Here is a 17,978-nt window from a genome sequence, read left to right on the forward strand (position 1 = left end):
ATGCAGATCATCGGACACCAGCACATCGATTCCCACTCGATCCCCCAAGATAGTTCCTCGACTGCCCTACCGGGCCACAATGACGCACAACTCGCGCGCCCGATAATCGCATACCTGTGCAAATTTCTGAAGCTTGATCTTCAGCATGTGCCGCGCCGGACGCGAAGGTGGCAGGTCCAGCGGCGAAAAAGATTCTGATCGGTGTACGAGCCGTTCGGCGGGTCCCGGGCCGCGGCTCGGACACCTGAACACCCCGACACCCCGACACCCGCGGTCGGGGCTGTGTGCCTGTCGCGGTCACCGGGCCGGTCCCCGGCGTCCTCGGCCCCTGCCCCGCGCCTGCACCGCCGACCGGGTCCCGTCGGCGCTGGCGTTTCTGATGCGGTTTCCGGCCGTGGCGCTGGGCGCGCTCTGCCGGTGGCGCCGGTGGCGGATCCGGGTGCGGGCCCCGCCGGCAGCGCGCCCGGGAGGGTGTGACGGTCCGCCGGTCACGGACGGCGGGCCGTCACGTGGGAGACGGGTCGTTCACACGGCCGTGTCCGCTGTCCGCCGCGAGGGCGGCGGGCCGGCGGGTCTGGTCGCGTTCCCCCCAGGGTCTGATGCGGGCATGAACGTCCCCTGGGCCTGCCGAGGCGCCGGACGGGTACGGGTGTTGGTCGTCCCGGGCAAGTCGCCATTGTGTGACAGCCCGTCTGGGTGAACCCTGTACGCCCTCTGGATGACCCGACGGCACCGCCCGGAGCGCCGTGGCCCTCCTGCACGGCCCGGGGGATCGGGCGGCCTCACCCCCGTCCTGGCGCGCGCGTGGTCGTGCCCGCGTCCGTGCCCGGCCGGCATGGCCGGCGCTCGTCGGCGGCGAGGTTCCAGCGGAGTTCGGTGGAGACCCATTCGACGGCGTAGGGGCAGTGGACGGGCCTGCGAGCGGTGGGAGCCCCTCGGCGGGGCCTTGCCGCCCTCGGCGCGGTTGGCGGTTGGCGGTTGGCGGTGGCGGTGGCGGTGGCGGTTGGCGGTGACGGTGACGAGGGTGAGGGGCGATCCCTGGTCGTTGGCGCAGGCCCTGCGGCGCTGCGGGGTCCACGCGTAGTCGCCGACTGGTGGGAGGCGTGCGTGGTTGTGTGCCGTTTGCCCCGGCGGGTGCTGACACGACGGGAGGGGCACCGCCCCGACGCGCCTGCCGTTCGTCGAGAAGCAGCCCAGTCCGGTCCGGTCACCCGCTCCGTCGGCCCAGCCGCGAGCGGGACGGCCCGGACGTCGAGGTCGGATTCACGCCAGACCAACCCCCTGCCAGCTTGGTGGACTTCGTGGCGACACCCACCATTCACGGACAGGACCTCCGGCATGGCCCACACCGCCCTCCACCCCGCTCCGCGCCCACCCGGCCACGGCCCTCGCCGCCCGTACGTCCCGGGGCGGAGCGGTGGTTGGCCCGCCGTACTGGCCGTCACCACGGGTGTGTTCTCCATCGTCACCACCGAGATCCTTCCGATCGGCCTGCTGACCCCGATCGGCGCGACCTTCCGGATCTCCGACGGCACCGCCGGGCTGATGATGACGCTCCCGGGCATCGTCGCCGCCGTCGCCGCACCGGTGGTGACCGTGGCGACCAGGCGCGCCGACCGGCGGACCATGCTCTGCGCCCTGGTGCTGCTCCTGATCCTGGCGGACCTCCTCAACGCCTTCGCCCCCGCCTACTGGGCCGTGCTGACGGCCCGGGTCACCCTCGGCCTGGTCATCGGGGCCTTCTGGTCGATCGGCTCGGGGCTCGTCGCACGGCTCGTCCCGGAGCACCGGCAGGGCCGGGCCACCACCCTCTTCTTCACGGCCGTCCCGCTCGGCTCGGTCCTCGGCGTACCGGCGGGCGTGTTCCTGGGCTCGCTCGCCGGCTGGCGCGCCGCCTTCCTCGTGATGGCTGCGCTGAGCCTGCTGACCCTGGCCGCCCTGCTGGTGTCGCTTCCACCGCTCCCCCCGCTGACCAGCACCGGCCTGGGCGTGCTGCGTGGGCTGCTCGCCGGTCGGGGTACCCGGACCGGCCTCGTCGTGACGTTCCTGATCGTGCTGGCCCACTTCGGCAGCTACACCTACGTCACCCCGTTCCTCGAGGCCACCGCCCACGCCGGCCCTGGCCTGGTCACCGGCCTCCTGCTTGTGTACGGCGCCGCCGGACTGCTCGGCAACGTGCTAGCCGGAGGCCGCGCGGCAGGCGCCCTCCGCCCGGTCTTCGGCACGGCCGCCGTGCTGATCGCCGCCGCGACCCTGCTGCTGCCCCTGCTCGGCACCGGCGCTCCGGGCGCCGCCGTTCTGCTGACGCTCTGGGGCGCGGCGTACGGCGCCGTACCGGCCTGCTCGCTCACCTGGTTCCTCACCGCGGCCCCGCACGCCCCGGAGGCGGCCGGCGTGCTGTTCACCTCGTCCTTCCAGGCGACCCTGTCGATCGGTGCCCTGACCGGCGGCCTCGTGGTGGACCGCGCTTCCCCCGCCACCGTCATGGTGCTGGGTGGCGTCGTCGCCCTCCTCGCTGCCGCCACCGTGCGGGGGTACGGCCACCGGGTCCGGCCCGAGCCGGCGGCCGGCTCGGAGCCCGGGGCTCGCCCCTGATGCCGAACGGACACGCCTTGGCCGGGAACGCTGTCCGGACCGGCTGAGACCGGCGGTGCGGAGCCGGGCCCGGGGTCGGCTTCCCGGCATGCGGGTGACGGGCTGGGTGGTCCCGGCGCGCCCGGCGGAGCCCCGGGCCAGGACTACCGGCGCCGGCGGCCCCGAAGCGGCAAGGTCACCCGGTGGCGGCGCGCCCGCCGTCCCTCGGGCGGTCGTGCTGCGCCTGGCCGCCCCGTGGGTGGCGGGTGTCGGCCGGGGGTTCCGGTCACAGGTGTGCGAGCAGGTTGTGGAGGGGGGCGGGTACCTGTCCGGAGTCGAGGGCGTCGGTCAGGAGGTGGCCGTAGCGGATCTTGCGGCCTTTCTTCGTGCCGAGGAAGCGTCGCATCTGCCGGTGCGGGGGTCGGTCCTGTTGCGCGGGCTGGCGTGTGAAGGCCTGCCAGGCGGGCAGGTCGCCCTCGGTCCGGACGATCTCCTCGGCCCGGGGTACGCCCAGGGCGCGGATCAGTTCGTCCTCCAGGTCCGCCACGCAGACGAAGAAGCCCTGGCGCGGTGCGCCGGCCCGTTCGAGGCCGCGGTCGTAGAAGGACTGTTCGTTTTCGTCGCAGAGTCCGGCCAGGCGCAGGCCCAGCCCGGGCGGTCCGAGGAGGGCGGCGTAGCGGGCGATGTTCATGGCCCCGCCCATGGAGATGACGCACACTCCTTCGGCGGGCAGGTCGCGGCCGTGGCGGGTGGCGAGTGTCTCGACGGCAGCGAGGTCGCTGGGTCCTTCGACCAGTACGGCGGTGTGCACGCGCAGCCGTGCGGCCAGTTCGCCCGCCGGCGCGCCGGGGCCGCCCGCGGCCCAGCCGGTGACCGTGTCCCGCAATGTCTGCATGTCCGTCACGGGGTGATTGTGCTCCCGTCTGCCCGTGCGGGGCACGGGTTTTTTTGCCGGCCGTGTCCGGGCCGCGCCCTGGCCGTGTCCGGGCGGGGGCTGCGGGCGGGGGCAGGGGCAGGAGCGGCTGCGGCCCGCGGGAGCCCCGGCCTCCCGTGCCGGGGAGTCCCGGTGGCCCGTGCCGGGGTGCCGGTGGCGAGGCCCGGCAGGAAAGGACACGGAACGTCCGCCGCTGCTTCGGGCCCTGTCCGCGGGTGCTCTCCCGTGCGGGCCGCCCGGTGCCCGGCGGCGACTGCTTCGGAAGAGTGTCGCGCTCGGGGCGCCCTGCTCGTAGGCTGGCCGGATGTCGAGTCGTCCGAGCGTGTCGGTGTGCCCCGGTCGTGAACTCGCCTACCCGGCGGCCGTGCAGCGCCTTGCGGGGATGGGCGCGATCCCGCTGGTGTGTGTCGGGTGCGGATGTGGCGCCACCCACCTTGTGGTGGTCTCGCCCGAGGGCGCCGAGGTCGTCGCTTCAGGGGGCGGCTACCTGCGTGCTCGGTACGAGGCGCTCGGTTGGCCGGCCGCGACCGTGTGCGGCGAGGGCGGCGCCTTCCGCTACCACCTGGTGCCGGGCGCCGACCGCTCGTTTCTGGACGGCTTCCTGGGGTCCGTGGCCTCCCGCGCCCCCGGCGCCTGAGCCGTCCGTGCCCTGCGGTCCCGGTGCGGCCTGCGTCGGAACCGCGGGGCAGGAGGGCAGGGTGACGATGGCGGAAGGGTGGCCGGCTCGGCGCTCGTATCGCCGGTTGGGCCCATGGAAGGCTCCGGCCGCAAGGGCGTTGGGCCACCCGGCGGTGACGCCCCGCCCGCCGGCCCGGGTCCGCTGCCCGCGGGGTGATGTGCGTGGCGATGCCGCGGGGGTGTTCAGCGCGCGTTCGTCCAGGGTGGTGTCCAGGTGCCGGGGGTGTCGTGGCCGGGGGCGGTGGCGGTGAGGTGGGCGCGCAGGGAGGCCAGGGCGGGGTGGGGGTTGTCGCGGTGCCACAGGAGGGAGTGCGGGTAGACGGGGACGGGGTCGGTGACCGGGATACGGCGCAGGTCCTGCCCGGCGGGCCAGACGAGGCGGGTGTGTTCGCCCATGAAGGTGGCCAGGGCCGGGGTGTCGGCGACGGTGTCCAGGAGGGCGTCGGAGCCGAAGTTGGGGCCGGTGGTCTCGATGGTGAGGCCGAACTCGGCGGCGAGGTCGTCGTAGTAGGCGCCCCACTCGGTGCCGGGGGCGATGCCGGGCATCCAGATCCGGTGGCCGGTGAGCTGGGCGGGGGTCACCGACTTGGCGTTCGCCAGGGCGTGGGCGGGGCCGGTGAGGAGGTGGAGCGGTTCGTCGAGGACGCGGACGGACTCGACGTCCCCGGGCAGGGGCCGGCCGGGCGCGGTGACGGCGCGAAAGGACGCGTCGAGTGTGCCGGAGCGGATCGCGGTGACGGCCGTGTCGACGTCGAGGAGCATCAGCACGTCGAGGTCGGTCTGCGGGTGGGCGTGGTGGAAGCCGCGCAGCAGGCCGGACTGCGCGCCGCGTGAGTTGATCACGTCGACGCGCAGCGGGCGGCGGGTGGAGCGTACGGACGCGGCCGCGCGTTCGGCGGCGCGCAGCAGTTCGCGGGCGTGGGGCAGGAACGCCTGTCCGTCGATGGTGAGCTCGGCGCCGCGCGGGGTGCGGGTGAACAGCCGTACGCCGAGGTCGCGTTCCAGGGTGGCGACGCGTTTGGAGACGGCCTGCTGGGTGAGGGACAGGTCGGCGGCGGCCTTCTGGAACTGGCCGGCCTGGGCGATGGCGGCGAAGGTGCGCACTGCTTCGAGGTCCATGTCGGCTCACCCTAGTGGTGACCGCGTGCGTTCACCGGGTCGGTGATCCCTGACGTCGGGAGCCGGGCCTCTGGCTCAACACGGGCCACCGGGTGTTCACGGCCCTCCTGACGGGCCGGACAGGCGAGTTCGGGGTGGCGGGCTGTCGGGGCGTGAGTCGGCCCCCGGGAGGGGTGCTGCCGGGGGCCGTCGGCTCACTGATCCGCGGTGCTCGGCGTGATGGGTCCCGTCATCGTGTGGGGCGCTACCGCCGGTTCGAGCAGTGACAACGTCCGCTGCTGCGCATCGAGGCCGGCGCGGATGCCGACCGGCATCGGCAGATTCGGGCCGGCATGGCCGAACTCGACGTTGCCCAGGACCGGGATGTCCCGGTGGCCGAGGACGTCGAGGACGATCTCGGGCAGGGTTGGGGACGCGCCGGGCCCGAGTCCGCTGATCTCGTGCGGAACGCCCACGACCATGCCCGAGATCCGGTCGAGGATGCCGCAGTGGCGCAGCACCTGCAGATGGCTCCACAGGTGCGATGCCAGGCCGCCCGTCTCCTCCCAGAACAGCACCGCACCGTCGAACCGTTCGAGCGGCAGTGCGAAGGGCGTCGTCTGCGCCAGCACGATGCGATTGATCACCCCGCCGATCAGCGGGCCTTCGGCACGGCCGGGACGCCAGCACTCCCACGACGGGCTCGCAGGCAGCGCACCGATCGCCTCGGTGCCGGTCAGCAACCCGGAGTAGAGGTTCTCGAGTTCTGCCCGGCGCGCCACGGGCGCAGACTGCCAGTGTCCGCCGAAGCCGGGGACGGCCATGTCGGCGTGGAACCCGACCAGACCCGTGCGTGCGTAGAGCACCAGATGCAGCAGCGAGATGTCGCTGTAGCCGAGGATCGGCTTGGGGTCGGCCCTGATCGCCTCGACGTCGATCAGGTCGAGGTAGCCGAGCGCTGTCTGGCCGCCGTCACTCGCGACGATCGCGCGCACCTCGGGATCGCGCAGATGACCGTTGAGCTCCGCGGCGATCTCCGCCGGCGTGGCCGCGCTCCACCAGTGGCGGCGTCCTGCCTGGAGCAGCGGAGCCCGGCGCACGCGGAATCCCATCCGCTCGAGCACGACCACCGTCTGCTCGACGTTGGGCTCGTGAGCGGCCGCCAGCGGACCGGACAGCGAGGCGATGACGACGAGATCTCCGGGCCTCAGGGCACGCGGTCGAAGCAGTCGGGGCAGAGCGGAACCAGTCATGGCGTCAGTGTCGCCGGTGCGGTGGGCAGGGGCACGCGACTTTCGGCGTTCGTCCGCCCCGGTGTGGGTCCTTGCGGCAGGTCACCCCCGCCAACTCCCACCACCCCGACCACCCGGTCCGGACCCGCGCACTGCACTCCGCGGCGCAGGGCCGTCCTGCCGTTGCGGGCGAAGGAGTTGTCCAGGATCACATGGCCCGGGGCGCCGTCCAGTCGGGCGGCCCGGACCGAGCGGAGCGCGGCGAGGGTGTTCGCGGTGCCCTTGCGGCGGCGGTTGACGCCCCCGAAGGGTGTCGTCGCCGACCGAGGAGCAGCCGGGGGAGCGACGCCGTAGGTGCGCAGCGCCGTGATGCGCGGCCGGGCCGCGATGCCGGAGCGGCTCCGCGTCGACCGGCAGCTCGAAGATGCCGTGATCCAGAGCCCGGGCCCGTTCCACCTCGCCGGGGTCTCCGGGCTCGACGAGGAGAGCGCCATGCGTTGCGGGGACTCGGCGCGGGCGCTGTTGAAGCAGGCCGCTGAGCGGTGACCTCGGTGAACCCGCTCGACCGGGTTTGCGTCATTGCGGGGGTGAGCAGGCCGTCACGGTCGAATCAGTCGGATCAACAGCCGGGCCCGACGGGCGCGGACGATGTGAGGGCGAGCGCGGCGGTCCGCAGCTCGGCAGCCCACGTCTGCTGGTCAAGTCTCGAGGTGTACTCAAGGCAGCACACGCATTGCGGGATCAGCTCGACGAATGATCGCTCCTCCGCGGTTTCGGCCTCCGTCTCCCACCAGTCGTCCGTCGTCAGGTCGGCGGGACCGATCTCTCCAGCGACGAGCCTCGCCGCGAGCCGGCGCAAGGCGTGGCGCCGCGCCAGCTGCGGATCGGGCAGTTCGATCCCGGACTCGGAGAGTGCTTGCTCGAACGCGGTGCGGATGTCGTGGGCGTCCGCGGTGCGCGGCCAGCCGGCGAGCTCGCACAGCGTCGGGGTGTCCAGCCCGGCCGCGAGTGCCTCAGCAGCGATCATCGGCAGATCCTCCGGGCGGATCTCGTCCGCCCGGTAGCGACACGCCACCTCGGCCAGGGCCGTGAGGCCGCTGTGTGTCGGTGCATCCGGTTCCGGTGTCGTTCCTGCTGGTCTCATGGCTCCTACGATGCCAGCACCGTTCCCGAGAAGACTGCCCGGGGGGCGGCCTGGTCGGTGCCTACCGGCCTGTTCGCCTGAAGCTCGAAGGCCGACCCCGCGCATACACGACCTACGACTCTCGGGTTTTTGCCGATGATCATTCAGTTTCCTTTAACCTGCGGGCCTTTGATGGTTCGGGCTGGCCGGGGTGGTCTGGTTGATCCGGTGGATCGGGTTCCGCACGGTGTTCTTGCGGGCCCGGTCCGGTTGGGCGTCCGCCGGAGTCCGGCTTGCTGCGGGCTGGGGCCGTCGTCGCCGGCCGGTAGCACACGGTGTTCGTGCTGTGTCGGTGCACGATTGCCCTGTCATCGCCGCGTCTGGTGGTCCGTGGGCCTGCGGGCCCTGACCCTCTGTGTCGGCGTGTCTCGGCCGTGCGGGTGGGAGCGCCTCGCGACGTCCAGACGGTTCGTGGCCCGCCTGCGTTGACCCGGTGGACGTTCCCGGCCGCGGCGGCGATGGTGAACAACTCAAAGTTGTACCCAGGGGGCGCGGTGGTTGTTTGACCTGCTGTTGTGCCGCCCGATTAGCTCTCACCGGTCAACTCCGGCTTGTACGGCCGGGGGTGTTGGAGGGGAGTGCTGCAGGCATGGCGGGTATGGCGGGCGGGAAGGCGTTGGGGCGGGGGTTCGGCCGGTTCTGGGCGGCGTACGCGGTGAGTGCGTACGGGTCCGCGCTGGGGTTCGGGGCGTTGCCGTTGATCGCGGTGCTGGTGCTGCACGCGGGTCCGGCCGAGGTGTCCGCGTTGTCCGCGGCGGGGCCGGCGGTGGGTGCGCTGGTCGCGGTGCCGCTCGGGCCGTGGGTGGAGTTCCGGCGCAAGCGCCCGGTCATGATCGCGATGGACCTGGCCCGGTGCGCGGCCCTGACGACCATCCCGCTTGCTTATGCCGCGGGCCGGCTCGGCTTGGTCCAGCTGTTCGTGGTCTCGGTGGTGGTCGCCGCGGCCAGGATCGCGTCCGGTGCGGCCGGCGGCGCCTACCTCAAGGCCCTGGTGCGGCCGGAGGGCCTGCTCGTGGCCAACGCGCGGCTGGAGTCCACGAACTGGAGCTCGATCGCGGTGGGGCCGCCGCTGGGCGGGGCGGCGGTCGGCGTGTTCGGGCCGGTCGTCACTGTCGTGGCCGACGCACTCAGCTACCTGCTGTCCGCGCTGGGCGTCGCCGCGATCGGAGGCCGGGAGGAGGCGCCGGTGCGGCCGGCCGGGAAGGGCCCGCTGCGGGCGGGCGCACTGCTCGACGGTTGGCGGCACATCATGGGCGACCGGGGCCTGCGCGCGCTCTGCCTCAACACGATGCTTGTCTCCGGCCTGATCATGGCGACCGAGCCGGTGCTGGCGGTGCTCCTGCTCGGCCGGCTCGGCTTCGCGCCCTGGCAGTACGGGCTCGCCTTCGCCGTGCCCTGTCTCGGCGGGCTCGTCGGATCCCGGCTGGCGCCCCGGGTCGTGGCCCGCTACGGCCGTGAGCGGGTCTTCCGGACCGCCGGTACCCTGCGCGCCGTCTGGCTGATCGGCCTGGCCTTCGTGCGTCCGGGCGCCGTCGGCCTCGTCACCGTGATCGCCGTCGAGCTGGCGATCGTCATCAACATGAGCCTGTTCACCCCGGTGGTCGCCACCTACCGGCTCGAACGCACGCCCCGGCACCTCCTTGCCCGCACCTTGACGGCCTGGTCGATCAGCCAGCAGGCGTCCATCGCCGCCCTCACCGCGCTCGGCGGACTGCTCGCCGCCGCCACCGGCCCGCGCACCGTCCTCGTGGCCGCGGGACTACTGGTCCTGGCCAGCCCGCTCCTGCTTCCCCGGCCCGGCCGGGCACTCCGGCACGAGCCACAACCGGCCCCCGGCCACGCCTGATGCACCGCCGCCACCCGCCGCCGCACACCGCGACTCGCCGCCGCACACCGCCACCCGCCGCCGGCCCGCATGCGCACGCCCGTGCCCGCGTCCACGCCCCTGCCGGACGACCACCACCGCCTGGGCGTCGAGGCGCTGAACGCCGCACGGATCCTGATCATCTCCCCGCTGGTCCTTGCCGAGCTGGCCACTTGCTGACCGTGCGGGCCGGGGAGAGCGAGGCGGTGAACGCGGTCACCCGCCTCGGCGCGCTCGCCGGACAGGGCCGTGTGCGGTTCCCGCACGTCGGCCCGCCGCTGCTCACTGAGTCCGAATAACTGACGTACCGTCATGGAAGCCTGGCGCTCGGTATGTTCGATGGGGCGTGTTGGAGTTCGCCGCGGGGCACGGTGGATCGGTGGGGGGGCGAGGTCGGTGGCGCGTTTGTAGAGCTCGGCTTTGGTGGGCTTCTCCATCTGGCGGGTGGTGCGATCCCGGGGTGCCGGGCTGTGTGAGGGCATTGAGGCGCTGCTCGGCCGGGGTGCCGGTGACGGGTTCCGTCAGCTGCTGGTGGGGTAATGCGCTGCGGCTGTGGGCAATGCGCTACGGGCTGCGGTGTCAGGGCCGGCGGGTGCGGTCCAGGTGGCGGGCGAGGGCGGCGGCGAACTCGGCGGGGTGGCTGAGGTGGGGCGCGTGGCCGGCGCCGGTGATGGTGTGGACGGTGGCGGCGGGCAGGCGTTCGGCGAGGAGCTCGGTGATCCGGCGAACGGCGGGCGGGCCGTCGGTGCCCACCGTGAGGGTGATCGGGACGGGGCCGGAGGCCAGCGCGTTGAGATCCAGCGCGTAGTGGTCGGGGTCGCGGAACTGGTCCAGGAACGTACGGGCGTTGGCCGCGAGCATGGTGCGCTGCGGTCCGTCGAACAGTTCCTGCCAGTGCTCGCCGAAGGCGACCTTCTCCGCGAAGAGTGCGACGGCCTTGTCGGTGTCGCCCGCCTCGATGTGCTCGGCCACCGTGATGACGTGCGCGCGGGCCGCGTCGCGCATCGGTTCGCCGACGGGGTCGCCGGTGAGCAGGGGGAAGGCGGGCGGCTCGTGGACCAGCACGCTGCGGACCAGTTCCGGGTGACGGGCGGCGGCCATGAGCGAGACGAGGGCACCGTAGGAGTGGCCCACCACGTGGGCACTGCCGCCGGAGAGCTCGGTGATCACTGAGACCAGGTCGCCGACGTGTTCGTGGATGACGGTCCGGCCTGGCGCGCTGCTGCCGGAGTGGCCGCGTCGGTCGTATCGGACGGCTGTGACGCCTGGCGGGAGCAGTGGGACGACGCCGTCCCAGCTGGTGTGGTCGTCGAAGGAGCCGTGAACGAACACCACCGGCGTCGTGGTCTGGTCCGCGTGCCAGCTCAGCTCGGTGCCGCCAGTCCGGAGGCGGCCGGCGCGGTGAACGGTGTTGGTGGTCGGGGGAGTTGCCCGGGTTGCGAGATCCATGCCGGGAAGGGAATCATGTCACCTGTCGGACAGTCAATCATTGACCCTCTGGTGATCTTGGAGAGCAGATGTTGAAGGTCGGGTCGAGTTCACGCGTCGAGCAGATCGCAGAAGCCGTGTTGGAGGAGATTGCCTCCGGGCGCTGGGGGGTGGGCGAGCGCGTACCGCCGGAGCCGGTGCTGATGGAACTGCTCGGCGTGGCGAGGAACACGATGCGCGAGGCGGTTCGGGCGCTGGCCCACGCCGGCGTGCTGGAGATCCGGCACGGGGACGGCGTCTACGTGCGGGCGCGCACCGACACGGAAGGCATCCTGCGGCGGCGCTTCGGTGCGGTGGACCTGCGCGACATCCTTGCCGCGCGCCGGGCCCTGGAGGTGGAAGCGGCGCGGGCGGCGGCCGAGCGTCGCACATCCGAGGACCTGGACCGGCTCGCAGACGCCTGGCATCGGCTCCACGGCGACGGCGTAGGGGAGGCCGACCGGGTCGCGGCCGGAGTCGCCTTCCACCGCGCGGTGCTGGAGGCATCGCACAACGTCGTCCTGATCGAGCTGTACCTGGGGCTGACCAGTGCGGTGGCCGAGAGCCTGCGGCGCTCGAACGCCCTCGGCGACCTGCCCGAGCCGCCGGTTCACCTGCATCGAGGCTTGTACGAGGCGATCCGCTCCGGCGATCCGGCCCGGGCGGCGGCAGAGGCGGCCAAGCCCCTCGACGCCATGATCGACGCGCTCGGAGCGGAGGCGACGAAGGCAGCGCGTATGGCTTAGGAACCGGTAGATCTGGTTGCTGTGCGACCCGGCACGTGACTCCGAGGCCTGGCAGGGACAGAGGACGGAACGACCGGCGGATTCGGGACGGGGACGGGCGGCGGTGTTTGCAGTTGCGGTCGCCCGGCGGGATGGTCGCCCAAGGTCGGTCGCGTCCAGGCCGTGGCCGGCCGGCAGCCTCGCGGCCTCCTCGTCGGCGCCGGCCCGCTGGCCCTGGCAAGGAAGACCACCGCGAGCCCGCGTCCGGTCAGACTCCCTGCTGGCGGAGCTTGGTGAGCGCGGTCTTCAGCGCCTGCTCTGCCCGATCCTGGAGTTGTCGGACGTCTTCCCCCGGCTCGTCCTGGTTGACGACGACGGTCACGGCGACGGGGCCCCGGGTGCCCACCACGAAGGCGTAGAAGCGAGGCGCGGTGCCGGCGGACGGCGTCCCGGAGACCAGCTCACCGGTCTCGAAGTAGGCCTGGTCGGCGAGGTCGGCGAGTACGTTCAACGGGGGGACCTCGTGGGTTCCCGTGATGGTAGTGCCGTCGACCCCGACAGAGGTCGGGCACCGTGCGCTGTCCGACCTGGCTGTGGAAAGCTCCTGGTGCGCGGCGTCGGTGGTGCGGTACACGTCGACCATGGTCGAGCCATTGAGTGCCGCCCCTGGGAAGTCGACGTACTTGACCTGCTGAGCCAGTAGCGAGGCCGGTGGCGAGGTATTTCGGTACCGGCAGGAGTCGTCCGCCCGAAGGTACTCCGGCTCGGTCTCCTCGTCTTCGACGGCCTCGTAGCCGGCGCCCCAATCGGCTGCGGTAAGGACGGTCGCCTCGGCAATCCCGCGGGCCTTCTCCGCAGCGGCCGTCGTGGGACCGGAAGGGGCCGGGGTGGCCGAGAAGAGTCCGGCGGGCCGTCCGCCCGAGCTGCCACACGCGGAGAGCAACAGGACCGACGTGCAGCACACCACGGCAACAGCAGTCGACCTGCGCCTCGAATCTCGGGTGATCACGGTAAATCACTACAGCACAGCAGTCCGTTCCTGTCGTGGCGACATGAGCGGGCAGTTGCGCGGGTGCGCCAGGGCGTGATGCGGGCGCACCGCGGTGCCGGCAGCGCACCACCACCTTGCCCTTCGCGCAGCCATGCGGCCCCCGACCCGGTAAGCCGCTGCGGTACGACACCGCGCCCGCCCTCCCTGTCGTCGCCGGCGACGGACCCACCGCACGGATTCCGTCGGGGCTTGGTGGCGGAGCGGCGGGATGCGGCCCGGCGGGTACCGGGTACGGCTACGCTGCCGGTGGTGCCTGCCGGACCCGGGATGCACATCCCCACGGCCGTCATCGGCGGGCACCGCCGCCAGATGCTTGGCACAGGCAGGAAGGGACGGAACCCGATGAGTCCGCAGAGCGAGCCGGCACAGCCGTCACGCATGGAGCAGCCGATCGTCGCGTCGGTGACGGTCTCGGGCACGGATGCCGCGCTGCTGCGCGAGCTCGCGGTGGTGCTGGGCCGCACGCCGGAGGCGCTGGCGTTGGAGTACGCCGCCGGCACTCTCAAGCTGCCGGCCGGCACGGTCGGGGAGAGCGAGTTCGCCGACTGGGCGCTGTTCGACGGCCCTCACGACCTCGCCGAGCGCGCCGGGCAGGACCTGGCACACGGGTTCGGCCTGTGACGGCCGCCGCGCCGGTACTCGCGGTTGCGGACACGAGCGTGCTCCTCGCCGCGTTCAACGGCAAGGACGACCACCACCGCCTGGGCGTCGAGGCGCTGAACGCCGCACGGATCCTGATCATCTCCCCGCTGGTCCTTGCCGAACTGGACCACCTGCTGACCGTGCGGGCCGGGGAGAGCGAGGCGGTGAACGCCGTCACCCGCCTCGGCGCGCTCGCCGGACAGGGCCGTGTGCAGTTCCCGCACGTCGACCGGCCGCTGCTCGCTGAGGCCGAGGAACTGATGCGCCGCCACCAGGGCCAGGCGCTCGGCCTGGCGGACTGCGTCAACGCCGTCCTGGCCTGGCGCCTGATGCGGCCGGTCCTACTCTCCTTCGACCGCCACTACAGCACACTGCTGGCTCCCCGCCGACCTGGTGAAAAGCCGTTCGAGGTCTACCCCGACCCTGCCCGCCGTTAGGAAACCGCCGCCGCAAGGCCCCTCCCGACGACCGGCCCAGCCCGCCGGCCCCCGCCCGGCGCGCCAGGGGTGGGGCCGACTCCCCCTCCCGGGCCGGCGGTGAGGGCGGTGGGAGCTGCCTGTCCGGGACCTGAGCCGCGGGTCATCGGGCCGGTGCCGCGGGCCTCGGAGACCCGCTGGCTGGCGGGACTTCGTGCCGGGGGCCGTCCCGCCCCGGCCGCAGGGCCGGCCCGCCGCCCCGGCCGGGTTCTCCAGCGCCCCGGCCGGGGCGGGGTGGTCAGTGTGGGGTGGGTGGTGTGGAGAGCACCTGGTGGAGCGCGTTGAGGAGTGTGGCGTCGTCGGTGGGTGGGTGGGGTGCCTGCCAGGCGGTGTGGCCGTCGGGGCGGATGAGGACGGCTCCGGTGGCGGGGATGCCGAACAGGTCGGTCCACTGCGCGTGGGGTGCGGTGTCGTGGGGGGTGGTGAGGGGGCGCAGTGTGAGGGGCAGGCCCGCGGCCGCGGCGGTGTCGTACTGGTGCTGCCAGGCGGCGGCCGAGGGGGTGAGCAGGGTGAACGTGGTGCCGAGGAGGTCCAGGGTGGAGGACGGTCCGGGTGTCCCGGTCAGTGGCAGGTGTGGTGCGCGGGTGCCGGGGCCGCCGTGGCCGTGTTCGCGTGCGGGGTCCAGCGGCGGGCGGGCGGGGGTGTCGGGGTCGGTGAGGACGGCGGTGGAGCGGTAGGCGGCGGTGAGCAGCAGCTCGTCGTCGATCCGGTAGCCGCCGGCGGCACGGGAGTTGGCCAGGGACAGGTCGATGACCTGGCGGGCGAGGGGGCGGCGTTCGTCCTGGTAGGTGTCGAGGAGGGCCTCGCCGGCGGTGCCGGCGGTGACCGCGGCGAGTTTCCACGCCAGGTTGTCGGCGTCGCCGATGCCCGTGTTCATGCCGTGTCCGCCGGTCGGGGGGATCACGTGGGCGGCGTCGCCGGCGAGCAGGACCCGTGACCTGCGGTAGGAGTCGGCGAGCCGGGCGTCCGCACGCCAGGTCATGGTGTCCTGGACGGCGACCTGGAGGTCCGGCAGGCCGGCGGCGTCGCGGACCAGCTCGGCGAGCCGGTGGTGGTCGCCCGCGAGGGCGGTGGTGTCGTCCTGTCGGGGGTCGAGGGGGTACTGGTAGATCCAGTGCCGGTCGTTGTCGACGGCGAGGAAGCCGCCGCGACCCGGGGTGGTGAGGAAGTACGAGGCGCTGGCCCGGTCGGCCACGACTTCGCCCAGCGGTGCCTCGAAGCGGATGCTCAGGTAGTGGCCCAGGCCGGTGGGCCCGCTCATCGCGATCCCGGCGCCCGTGCGCACGGTGCTGGCCGCGCCGTCGCAGCCCACGAGCCAGTCGGCGTGCACCCACTGCCGTGTGCCGGTCGTCCGGTCCTCCAGCAGTGCGCGCACTCCCCGGTCGTCCTGGGTGAAGGAGAGCAGCCGGGCGGAGAAGGCGACATGGGCGGGCGCGAGTGTGCGGGCGTGCCGTGCGAGGACGGCTTCCAGTGCGTCCTGGGGGCAGATCAGGCCGGGGGAGGGGGTGCGCCCGCCGCCTTCCTGCGGCGCGCGCCCGGGCCCGGTGCGCACGAAGTCGGGGTCGACCAGGCTGCGGCCGCGGTAGAAGAACACGTGCGAGGCCGGGAGCCCGGCCCGGCGCACCTCCTCCTCCAGGCCGCAGCGCCGCAGGATCTCCATCGAACGCGCCGACACCCCGCGCGCCTTGGGGTGGCGCGAGGTGCCGGGGCGGGCCTCCACCAGCAGGTGCTGCACACCGTGCCCGGACAACAGGACGGACAGGGCCAGGCCGACCGGGCCCCCTCCGACGACCAGCACGCACGTTGCATCCGGGAAACGCATGCCCACCCCACTTCGTAACGCCTAAACAGTGATTCCGACGTTACCATGGGAGTGACAGGCGATCAGAAAAGGACCATCCCCATGACCGACGACCCCGCCGCCAACCCCCGCGGCCTGCACTTCATCACCGACCTCGCCAACACCCTCCACGACAACCCCCAGGCACAGGCCGCCGACCTCCAGGCCCTCCTCGAACACCACGGCGGACCACCCTTCCGCCTCACCGACACCGACGCCCGCGAACTGCGCGAAGCCGCCCGCCACATCACCCGCATCCTCACCCTCCACGACGAGGACCAGGCCGCCGCCGCCATCAACGCCCTCCTCGACCGCCACCCGCCCCACCCCCGCCTCGTCCGCCTCCCCGGCCGCCCCTGGTCGCTGCACACCCAGGCACCCCCCACCGCCGGCCTCACCCACTGGCTCCTGTCCACCTGCGCCCTCGCCCTGGGCCTGTGGCTGAGCGAACGCGGCACCTGCGCCTGGGGACGCTGCGCCGCACCCGGCTGCGACCGCTTCTACATCGACACCGGCCGCCGCACACCACAACGCTTCTGCACCCCCCGCTGCGCCACCCGGGTGCGCGTCGCCGCCCACCGGGCCCGGAACGCCGATGGATGACGGAAAGTCAGTTTCCCCTAGTCGTAAGAATGGTGGCGTCCACTGCTGTGGCCTCCGGCTCGGCGGTGGTGCGCGGCCTGGTGCCGGTGGTGTCCGCGGCGTTGGAGTCCGGTGCAGTGGTGGTGGGGTGGGTGAGGCGGGTGTAGCGGTGGGGGTGGGTGGTGCGTAGCCACAGGGCGTAGGCGGGGCCGAGGAGGGTGATGGCGAGGATGAGCCAGGGCAGGGTGGTGACGACGGGGTTGTGGGTGCCGGTCATGGTGTCGAAGTTGAGGACGACGAGGGTGGTGGCGGTGGTGAGGCCGGTGAGGGCGAGGGCGGGGGCGAGGGTGGTGCGCCACCAGTGGCGTTCGGGGTGGTGGCGGAAGTAGCCGATGACGGCGAGGCAGGCGCCGGCCTGGAGGACGATGATGCCCAGGGTGCCCAGGCCGAGCATGCTGGTGGTCAGGCCGAGGTAGGGGTCGAGTCCGGCGGCGGTGAAGGCGGTGGCGGTCAGGAGGGTGAAGGCGCTTTGGGTGAGGCTGGCGCGGTGGGGGGAGTTGTGGCGGGGGTGGGTGTGTCCCAGGGCGCGGGGCAGGAGGTGTTCGCGGCCCAGGACGTGCATGTAGCGGTTGGCGGCGTTGTGCAGGGCGAGCCAGCCGGCGAAGAGGCTGAGGCAGAGCAGGATCTGCATGAGGGTGGTGAGGGTGGTGGTGAGGTAGTCGTCGCTGAGCTGGAAGAAGAGGTCGCCGAGTTGGTCGGCGGCGGTGGTGCGGGCGTTGTCGGGGCCCAGGGCGCCGAGGGCGGTCCAGCTGGTGAAGCCGTAGAAGAGGGCGATGAGGCAGACGGAGAGGTAGGTGGCGCGCGGGACGCTGTGTTGGGGGGTGCGGGCTTCTTCGCTGTAGAGGGCGGCGGATTCGATGCCGATGAAGGAGATGAACGCGAACATGGTGGTGACGCCGGTGCCGGGGGCGGTGAGGGTGTGGGGGGTGAAGGCGGTGGCGGGCAGCGCGGCGCTGTGGTGGCGGGCCAGGATGGCGGCGGACAGGAGCAGGAGGATGCCGGTTTCGCAGGTGATGGCGATGGCGAGGACGCGTGCGCTGAGGTCGATCTGGCGGTAGCCGAGGGTGGCGACGGCTGCGGCTCCGGCCACGGCCCAGGCCTGCCAGGGCAGGTCGAGGCCGTGGGAGGCGGCGGTGAGGTGGGCGAAGTAGGCGAAGGAGCCGAGTAGTCCGGCGGCGGCGGCGTTGTAGGACAGGACGGCGAGCAGGCCGGCGGCGACGGCGGGCGGGCGGCCCAGGCCGTGGGCGATGTAGGTGTAGAAGCCTCCGGCGTTGACGATGTGGCGGCTGATCGCGGCGTAGCCGGTGCAGAAGCAGGTCAGGGTGAGGCCGGCGAGGACGAACATGGCGGGGACGGCGGGTCCGTTGCCGAGGGCGAAGGCCAGGGGCACGGTGCAGACCATGGCGGCCAGGGGGGCGGCGGCCGCGACGACCAGGAAGACGATCTTGGGGGTGGTCAGGCCGGCGGAGAGCTTTCCGTCCCGGGCGGGCCCGGTCGCGGTGGCGGGGGAGTGCGCGGGCGGGGTGTCGGGGGTGGGCATGGGGGTGTCCTGTCTGCGGGGCGGCGGGGTGG

16 protein-coding genes and 1 pseudogene are annotated in these 17,978 nt (G+C 73.0%); 8 read left to right on the forward strand and 9 right to left on the reverse strand.

Going from position 1 to position 17,978, the window contains the following annotated elements; all coding sequences use genetic code 11:
* The first annotated feature begins 1,338 nt into the window (after positions 1–1,338).
* Complete coding sequence (locus tag J5Y04_RS40620) at positions 1,339–2,595, forward strand: MFS transporter (protein WP_209417574.1); 1,257 nt, start codon at positions 1,339–1,341, stop codon at positions 2,593–2,595.
* Between the two features lie 265 nt (positions 2,596–2,860).
* Here J5Y04_RS40620 and J5Y04_RS40625 read toward each other — a convergent pair whose 3' ends face one another.
* A complete protein-coding gene (locus J5Y04_RS40625) occupies positions 2,861–3,469 on the reverse strand; it encodes an ATP-dependent endonuclease (protein ID WP_245206470.1) in 609 nt (202 codons plus the stop codon).
* 343 nt (positions 3,470–3,812) lie between these two features.
* Between J5Y04_RS40625 and J5Y04_RS40630 the strand changes: the two genes are divergently transcribed.
* Positions 3,813–4,145 carry a hypothetical protein gene (locus J5Y04_RS40630; RefSeq protein ID WP_209417576.1) on the forward strand — a complete coding sequence of 111 codons (333 nt, stop codon included), beginning with the start codon at positions 3,813–3,815 and terminating at the stop codon, positions 4,143–4,145.
* A gap of 224 nt (positions 4,146–4,369) precedes the next feature.
* Here the strand turns inward: J5Y04_RS40630 and J5Y04_RS40635 are convergent, their stop codons facing one another.
* From J5Y04_RS40635 to J5Y04_RS42715, 3 genes and pseudogenes are all read right to left on the reverse strand, one after another.
* Positions 4,370–5,305: a LysR family transcriptional regulator gene (locus J5Y04_RS40635; protein WP_209417577.1), complete on the reverse strand. Its 936-nt coding sequence runs from the start codon at positions 5,303–5,305 to the stop codon at positions 4,370–4,372.
* A 194-nt stretch (positions 5,306–5,499) separates the two neighbouring features.
* Positions 5,500–6,537, reverse strand: coding sequence for an LD-carboxypeptidase (locus tag J5Y04_RS40640; RefSeq protein ID WP_209417578.1), 1,038 nt, complete (start codon positions 6,535–6,537; stop codon positions 5,500–5,502).
* Between the two features lie 158 nt (positions 6,538–6,695).
* Positions 6,696–6,903 (reverse strand): annotated as a pseudogene (locus J5Y04_RS42715) (IS630 family transposase); the annotation flags it as partial.
* Here J5Y04_RS42715 and J5Y04_RS40645 point away from each other — a divergent pair.
* Positions 6,871–7,062: a hypothetical protein gene (locus J5Y04_RS40645; RefSeq protein WP_209417579.1), complete on the forward strand. Its 192-nt coding sequence runs from the start codon at positions 6,871–6,873 to the stop codon at positions 7,060–7,062. The pseudogene J5Y04_RS42715 and the gene J5Y04_RS40645 overlap by 33 nt on opposite strands.
* 73 nt (positions 7,063–7,135) lie before the next feature.
* On the opposite strand, the gene J5Y04_RS40650 is transcribed toward J5Y04_RS40645, so the two are convergent.
* On the reverse strand, positions 7,136–7,660 hold the full coding sequence (locus J5Y04_RS40650) for a hypothetical protein (RefSeq protein WP_209417580.1): 525 nt from the start codon (positions 7,658–7,660) through the stop codon (positions 7,136–7,138).
* A gap of 637 nt (positions 7,661–8,297) precedes the next feature.
* On the opposite strand from J5Y04_RS40650, the gene J5Y04_RS40655 reads away from it, so the two are divergent.
* Positions 8,298–9,545, forward strand: a complete 1,248-nt coding sequence (locus tag J5Y04_RS40655) for an MFS transporter (RefSeq protein WP_209417589.1) — start codon at positions 8,298–8,300, stop codon at positions 9,543–9,545.
* A gap of 597 nt (positions 9,546–10,142) precedes the next feature.
* On the opposite strand, the gene J5Y04_RS40660 is transcribed toward J5Y04_RS40655, so the two are convergent.
* The gene (locus J5Y04_RS40660) at positions 10,143–11,012 is read right to left on the reverse strand and encodes an alpha/beta fold hydrolase (RefSeq protein WP_209417581.1); all 870 of its coding nucleotides are present in this window, start codon (positions 11,010–11,012) and stop codon (positions 10,143–10,145) included.
* A gap of 68 nt (positions 11,013–11,080) precedes the next feature.
* On the opposite strand from J5Y04_RS40660, the gene J5Y04_RS40665 reads away from it, so the two are divergent.
* Positions 11,081–11,776 carry a FadR/GntR family transcriptional regulator gene (locus tag J5Y04_RS40665; RefSeq protein ID WP_209417582.1) on the forward strand — a complete coding sequence of 232 codons (696 nt, stop codon included), beginning with the start codon at positions 11,081–11,083 and terminating at the stop codon, positions 11,774–11,776.
* A gap of 247 nt (positions 11,777–12,023) precedes the next feature.
* Here the strand turns inward: J5Y04_RS40665 and J5Y04_RS40670 are convergent, their stop codons facing one another.
* Positions 12,024–12,266: a hypothetical protein gene (locus J5Y04_RS40670; RefSeq protein ID WP_209417583.1), complete on the reverse strand. Its 243-nt coding sequence runs from the start codon at positions 12,264–12,266 to the stop codon at positions 12,024–12,026.
* Between the two features lie 882 nt (positions 12,267–13,148).
* Between J5Y04_RS40670 and J5Y04_RS40675 the strand changes: the two genes are divergently transcribed.
* Positions 13,149–13,427, forward strand: coding sequence for a hypothetical protein (locus J5Y04_RS40675; RefSeq protein ID WP_209417584.1), 279 nt, complete (start codon positions 13,149–13,151; stop codon positions 13,425–13,427).
* Complete coding sequence (locus J5Y04_RS40680; RefSeq protein WP_307853561.1) at positions 13,424–13,885, forward strand: PIN domain-containing protein; 462 nt, start codon at positions 13,424–13,426, stop codon at positions 13,883–13,885. The genes J5Y04_RS40675 and J5Y04_RS40680 overlap by 4 nt, the downstream gene beginning before the upstream one ends.
* Positions 13,886–14,162: 277 nt before the next feature.
* On the opposite strand, the gene J5Y04_RS40685 is transcribed toward J5Y04_RS40680, so the two are convergent.
* Positions 14,163–15,746: an FAD-dependent monooxygenase gene (locus J5Y04_RS40685; protein ID WP_209417586.1), complete on the reverse strand. Its 1,584-nt coding sequence runs from the start codon at positions 15,744–15,746 to the stop codon at positions 14,163–14,165.
* Between the two features lie 81 nt (positions 15,747–15,827).
* Here J5Y04_RS40685 and J5Y04_RS40690 point away from each other — a divergent pair, with 81 nt between their 5' ends.
* Positions 15,828–16,367 (forward strand): CGNR zinc finger domain-containing protein, encoded by a 540-nt coding sequence (locus J5Y04_RS40690; RefSeq protein WP_209417587.1) that lies wholly within the window; start codon positions 15,828–15,830, stop codon positions 16,365–16,367.
* Positions 16,368–16,374: 7 nt separating this feature from the next.
* Here J5Y04_RS40690 and J5Y04_RS40695 read toward each other — a convergent pair whose 3' ends face one another.
* On the reverse strand, positions 16,375–17,946 hold the full coding sequence (locus J5Y04_RS40695) for an APC family permease (RefSeq protein ID WP_209417588.1): 1,572 nt from the start codon (positions 17,944–17,946) through the stop codon (positions 16,375–16,377).
* Between the last annotated feature and the right edge of the window lie 32 nt (positions 17,947–17,978).

This window comes from Kitasatospora sp. RG8 (assembly GCF_017813315.1).
Lineage (GTDB): Bacteria > Actinomycetota > Actinomycetes > Streptomycetales > Streptomycetaceae > Kitasatospora.

What these genes read in the sequence shown, in the direction of transcription:
- J5Y04_RS40625 (WP_245206470.1), bottom strand. Translation starts at nt 3,469, where the DNA reads ATGCAGACATTGCGGGACACGGTCACCGGCTGGGCCGCGGGCGGCCCC.
- J5Y04_RS40650 (WP_209417580.1), bottom strand. Translation starts at nt 7,660, where the DNA reads ATGAGACCAGCAGGAACGACACCGGAACCGGATGCACCGACACACAGC.
- J5Y04_RS40660 (WP_209417581.1), bottom strand. Translation starts at nt 11,012, where the DNA reads ATGGATCTCGCAACCCGGGCAACTCCCCCGACCACCAACACCGTTCAC.
- J5Y04_RS40685 (WP_209417586.1), bottom strand. Translation starts at nt 15,746, where the DNA reads ATGCGTTTCCCGGATGCAACGTGCGTGCTGGTCGTCGGAGGGGGCCCG.
- J5Y04_RS40665 (WP_209417582.1), top strand. Translation starts at nt 11,081, where the DNA reads ATGTTGAAGGTCGGGTCGAGTTCACGCGTCGAGCAGATCGCAGAAGCC.
- J5Y04_RS40675 (WP_209417584.1), top strand. Translation starts at nt 13,149, where the DNA reads ATGAGTCCGCAGAGCGAGCCGGCACAGCCGTCACGCATGGAGCAGCCG.
- J5Y04_RS40635 (WP_209417577.1), bottom strand. Translation starts at nt 5,305, where the DNA reads ATGGACCTCGAAGCAGTGCGCACCTTCGCCGCCATCGCCCAGGCCGGC.
- J5Y04_RS40690 (WP_209417587.1), top strand. Translation starts at nt 15,828, where the DNA reads ATGACCGACGACCCCGCCGCCAACCCCCGCGGCCTGCACTTCATCACC.
- J5Y04_RS40640 (WP_209417578.1), bottom strand. Translation starts at nt 6,537, where the DNA reads ATGACTGGTTCCGCTCTGCCCCGACTGCTTCGACCGCGTGCCCTGAGG.
- J5Y04_RS40655 (WP_209417589.1), top strand. Translation starts at nt 8,298, where the DNA reads ATGGCGGGCGGGAAGGCGTTGGGGCGGGGGTTCGGCCGGTTCTGGGCG.
- J5Y04_RS40695 (WP_209417588.1), bottom strand. Translation starts at nt 17,946, where the DNA reads ATGCCCACCCCCGACACCCCGCCCGCGCACTCCCCCGCCACCGCGACC.
- J5Y04_RS40620 (WP_209417574.1), top strand. Translation starts at nt 1,339, where the DNA reads ATGGCCCACACCGCCCTCCACCCCGCTCCGCGCCCACCCGGCCACGGC.
- J5Y04_RS40630 (WP_209417576.1), top strand. Translation starts at nt 3,813, where the DNA reads ATGTCGAGTCGTCCGAGCGTGTCGGTGTGCCCCGGTCGTGAACTCGCC.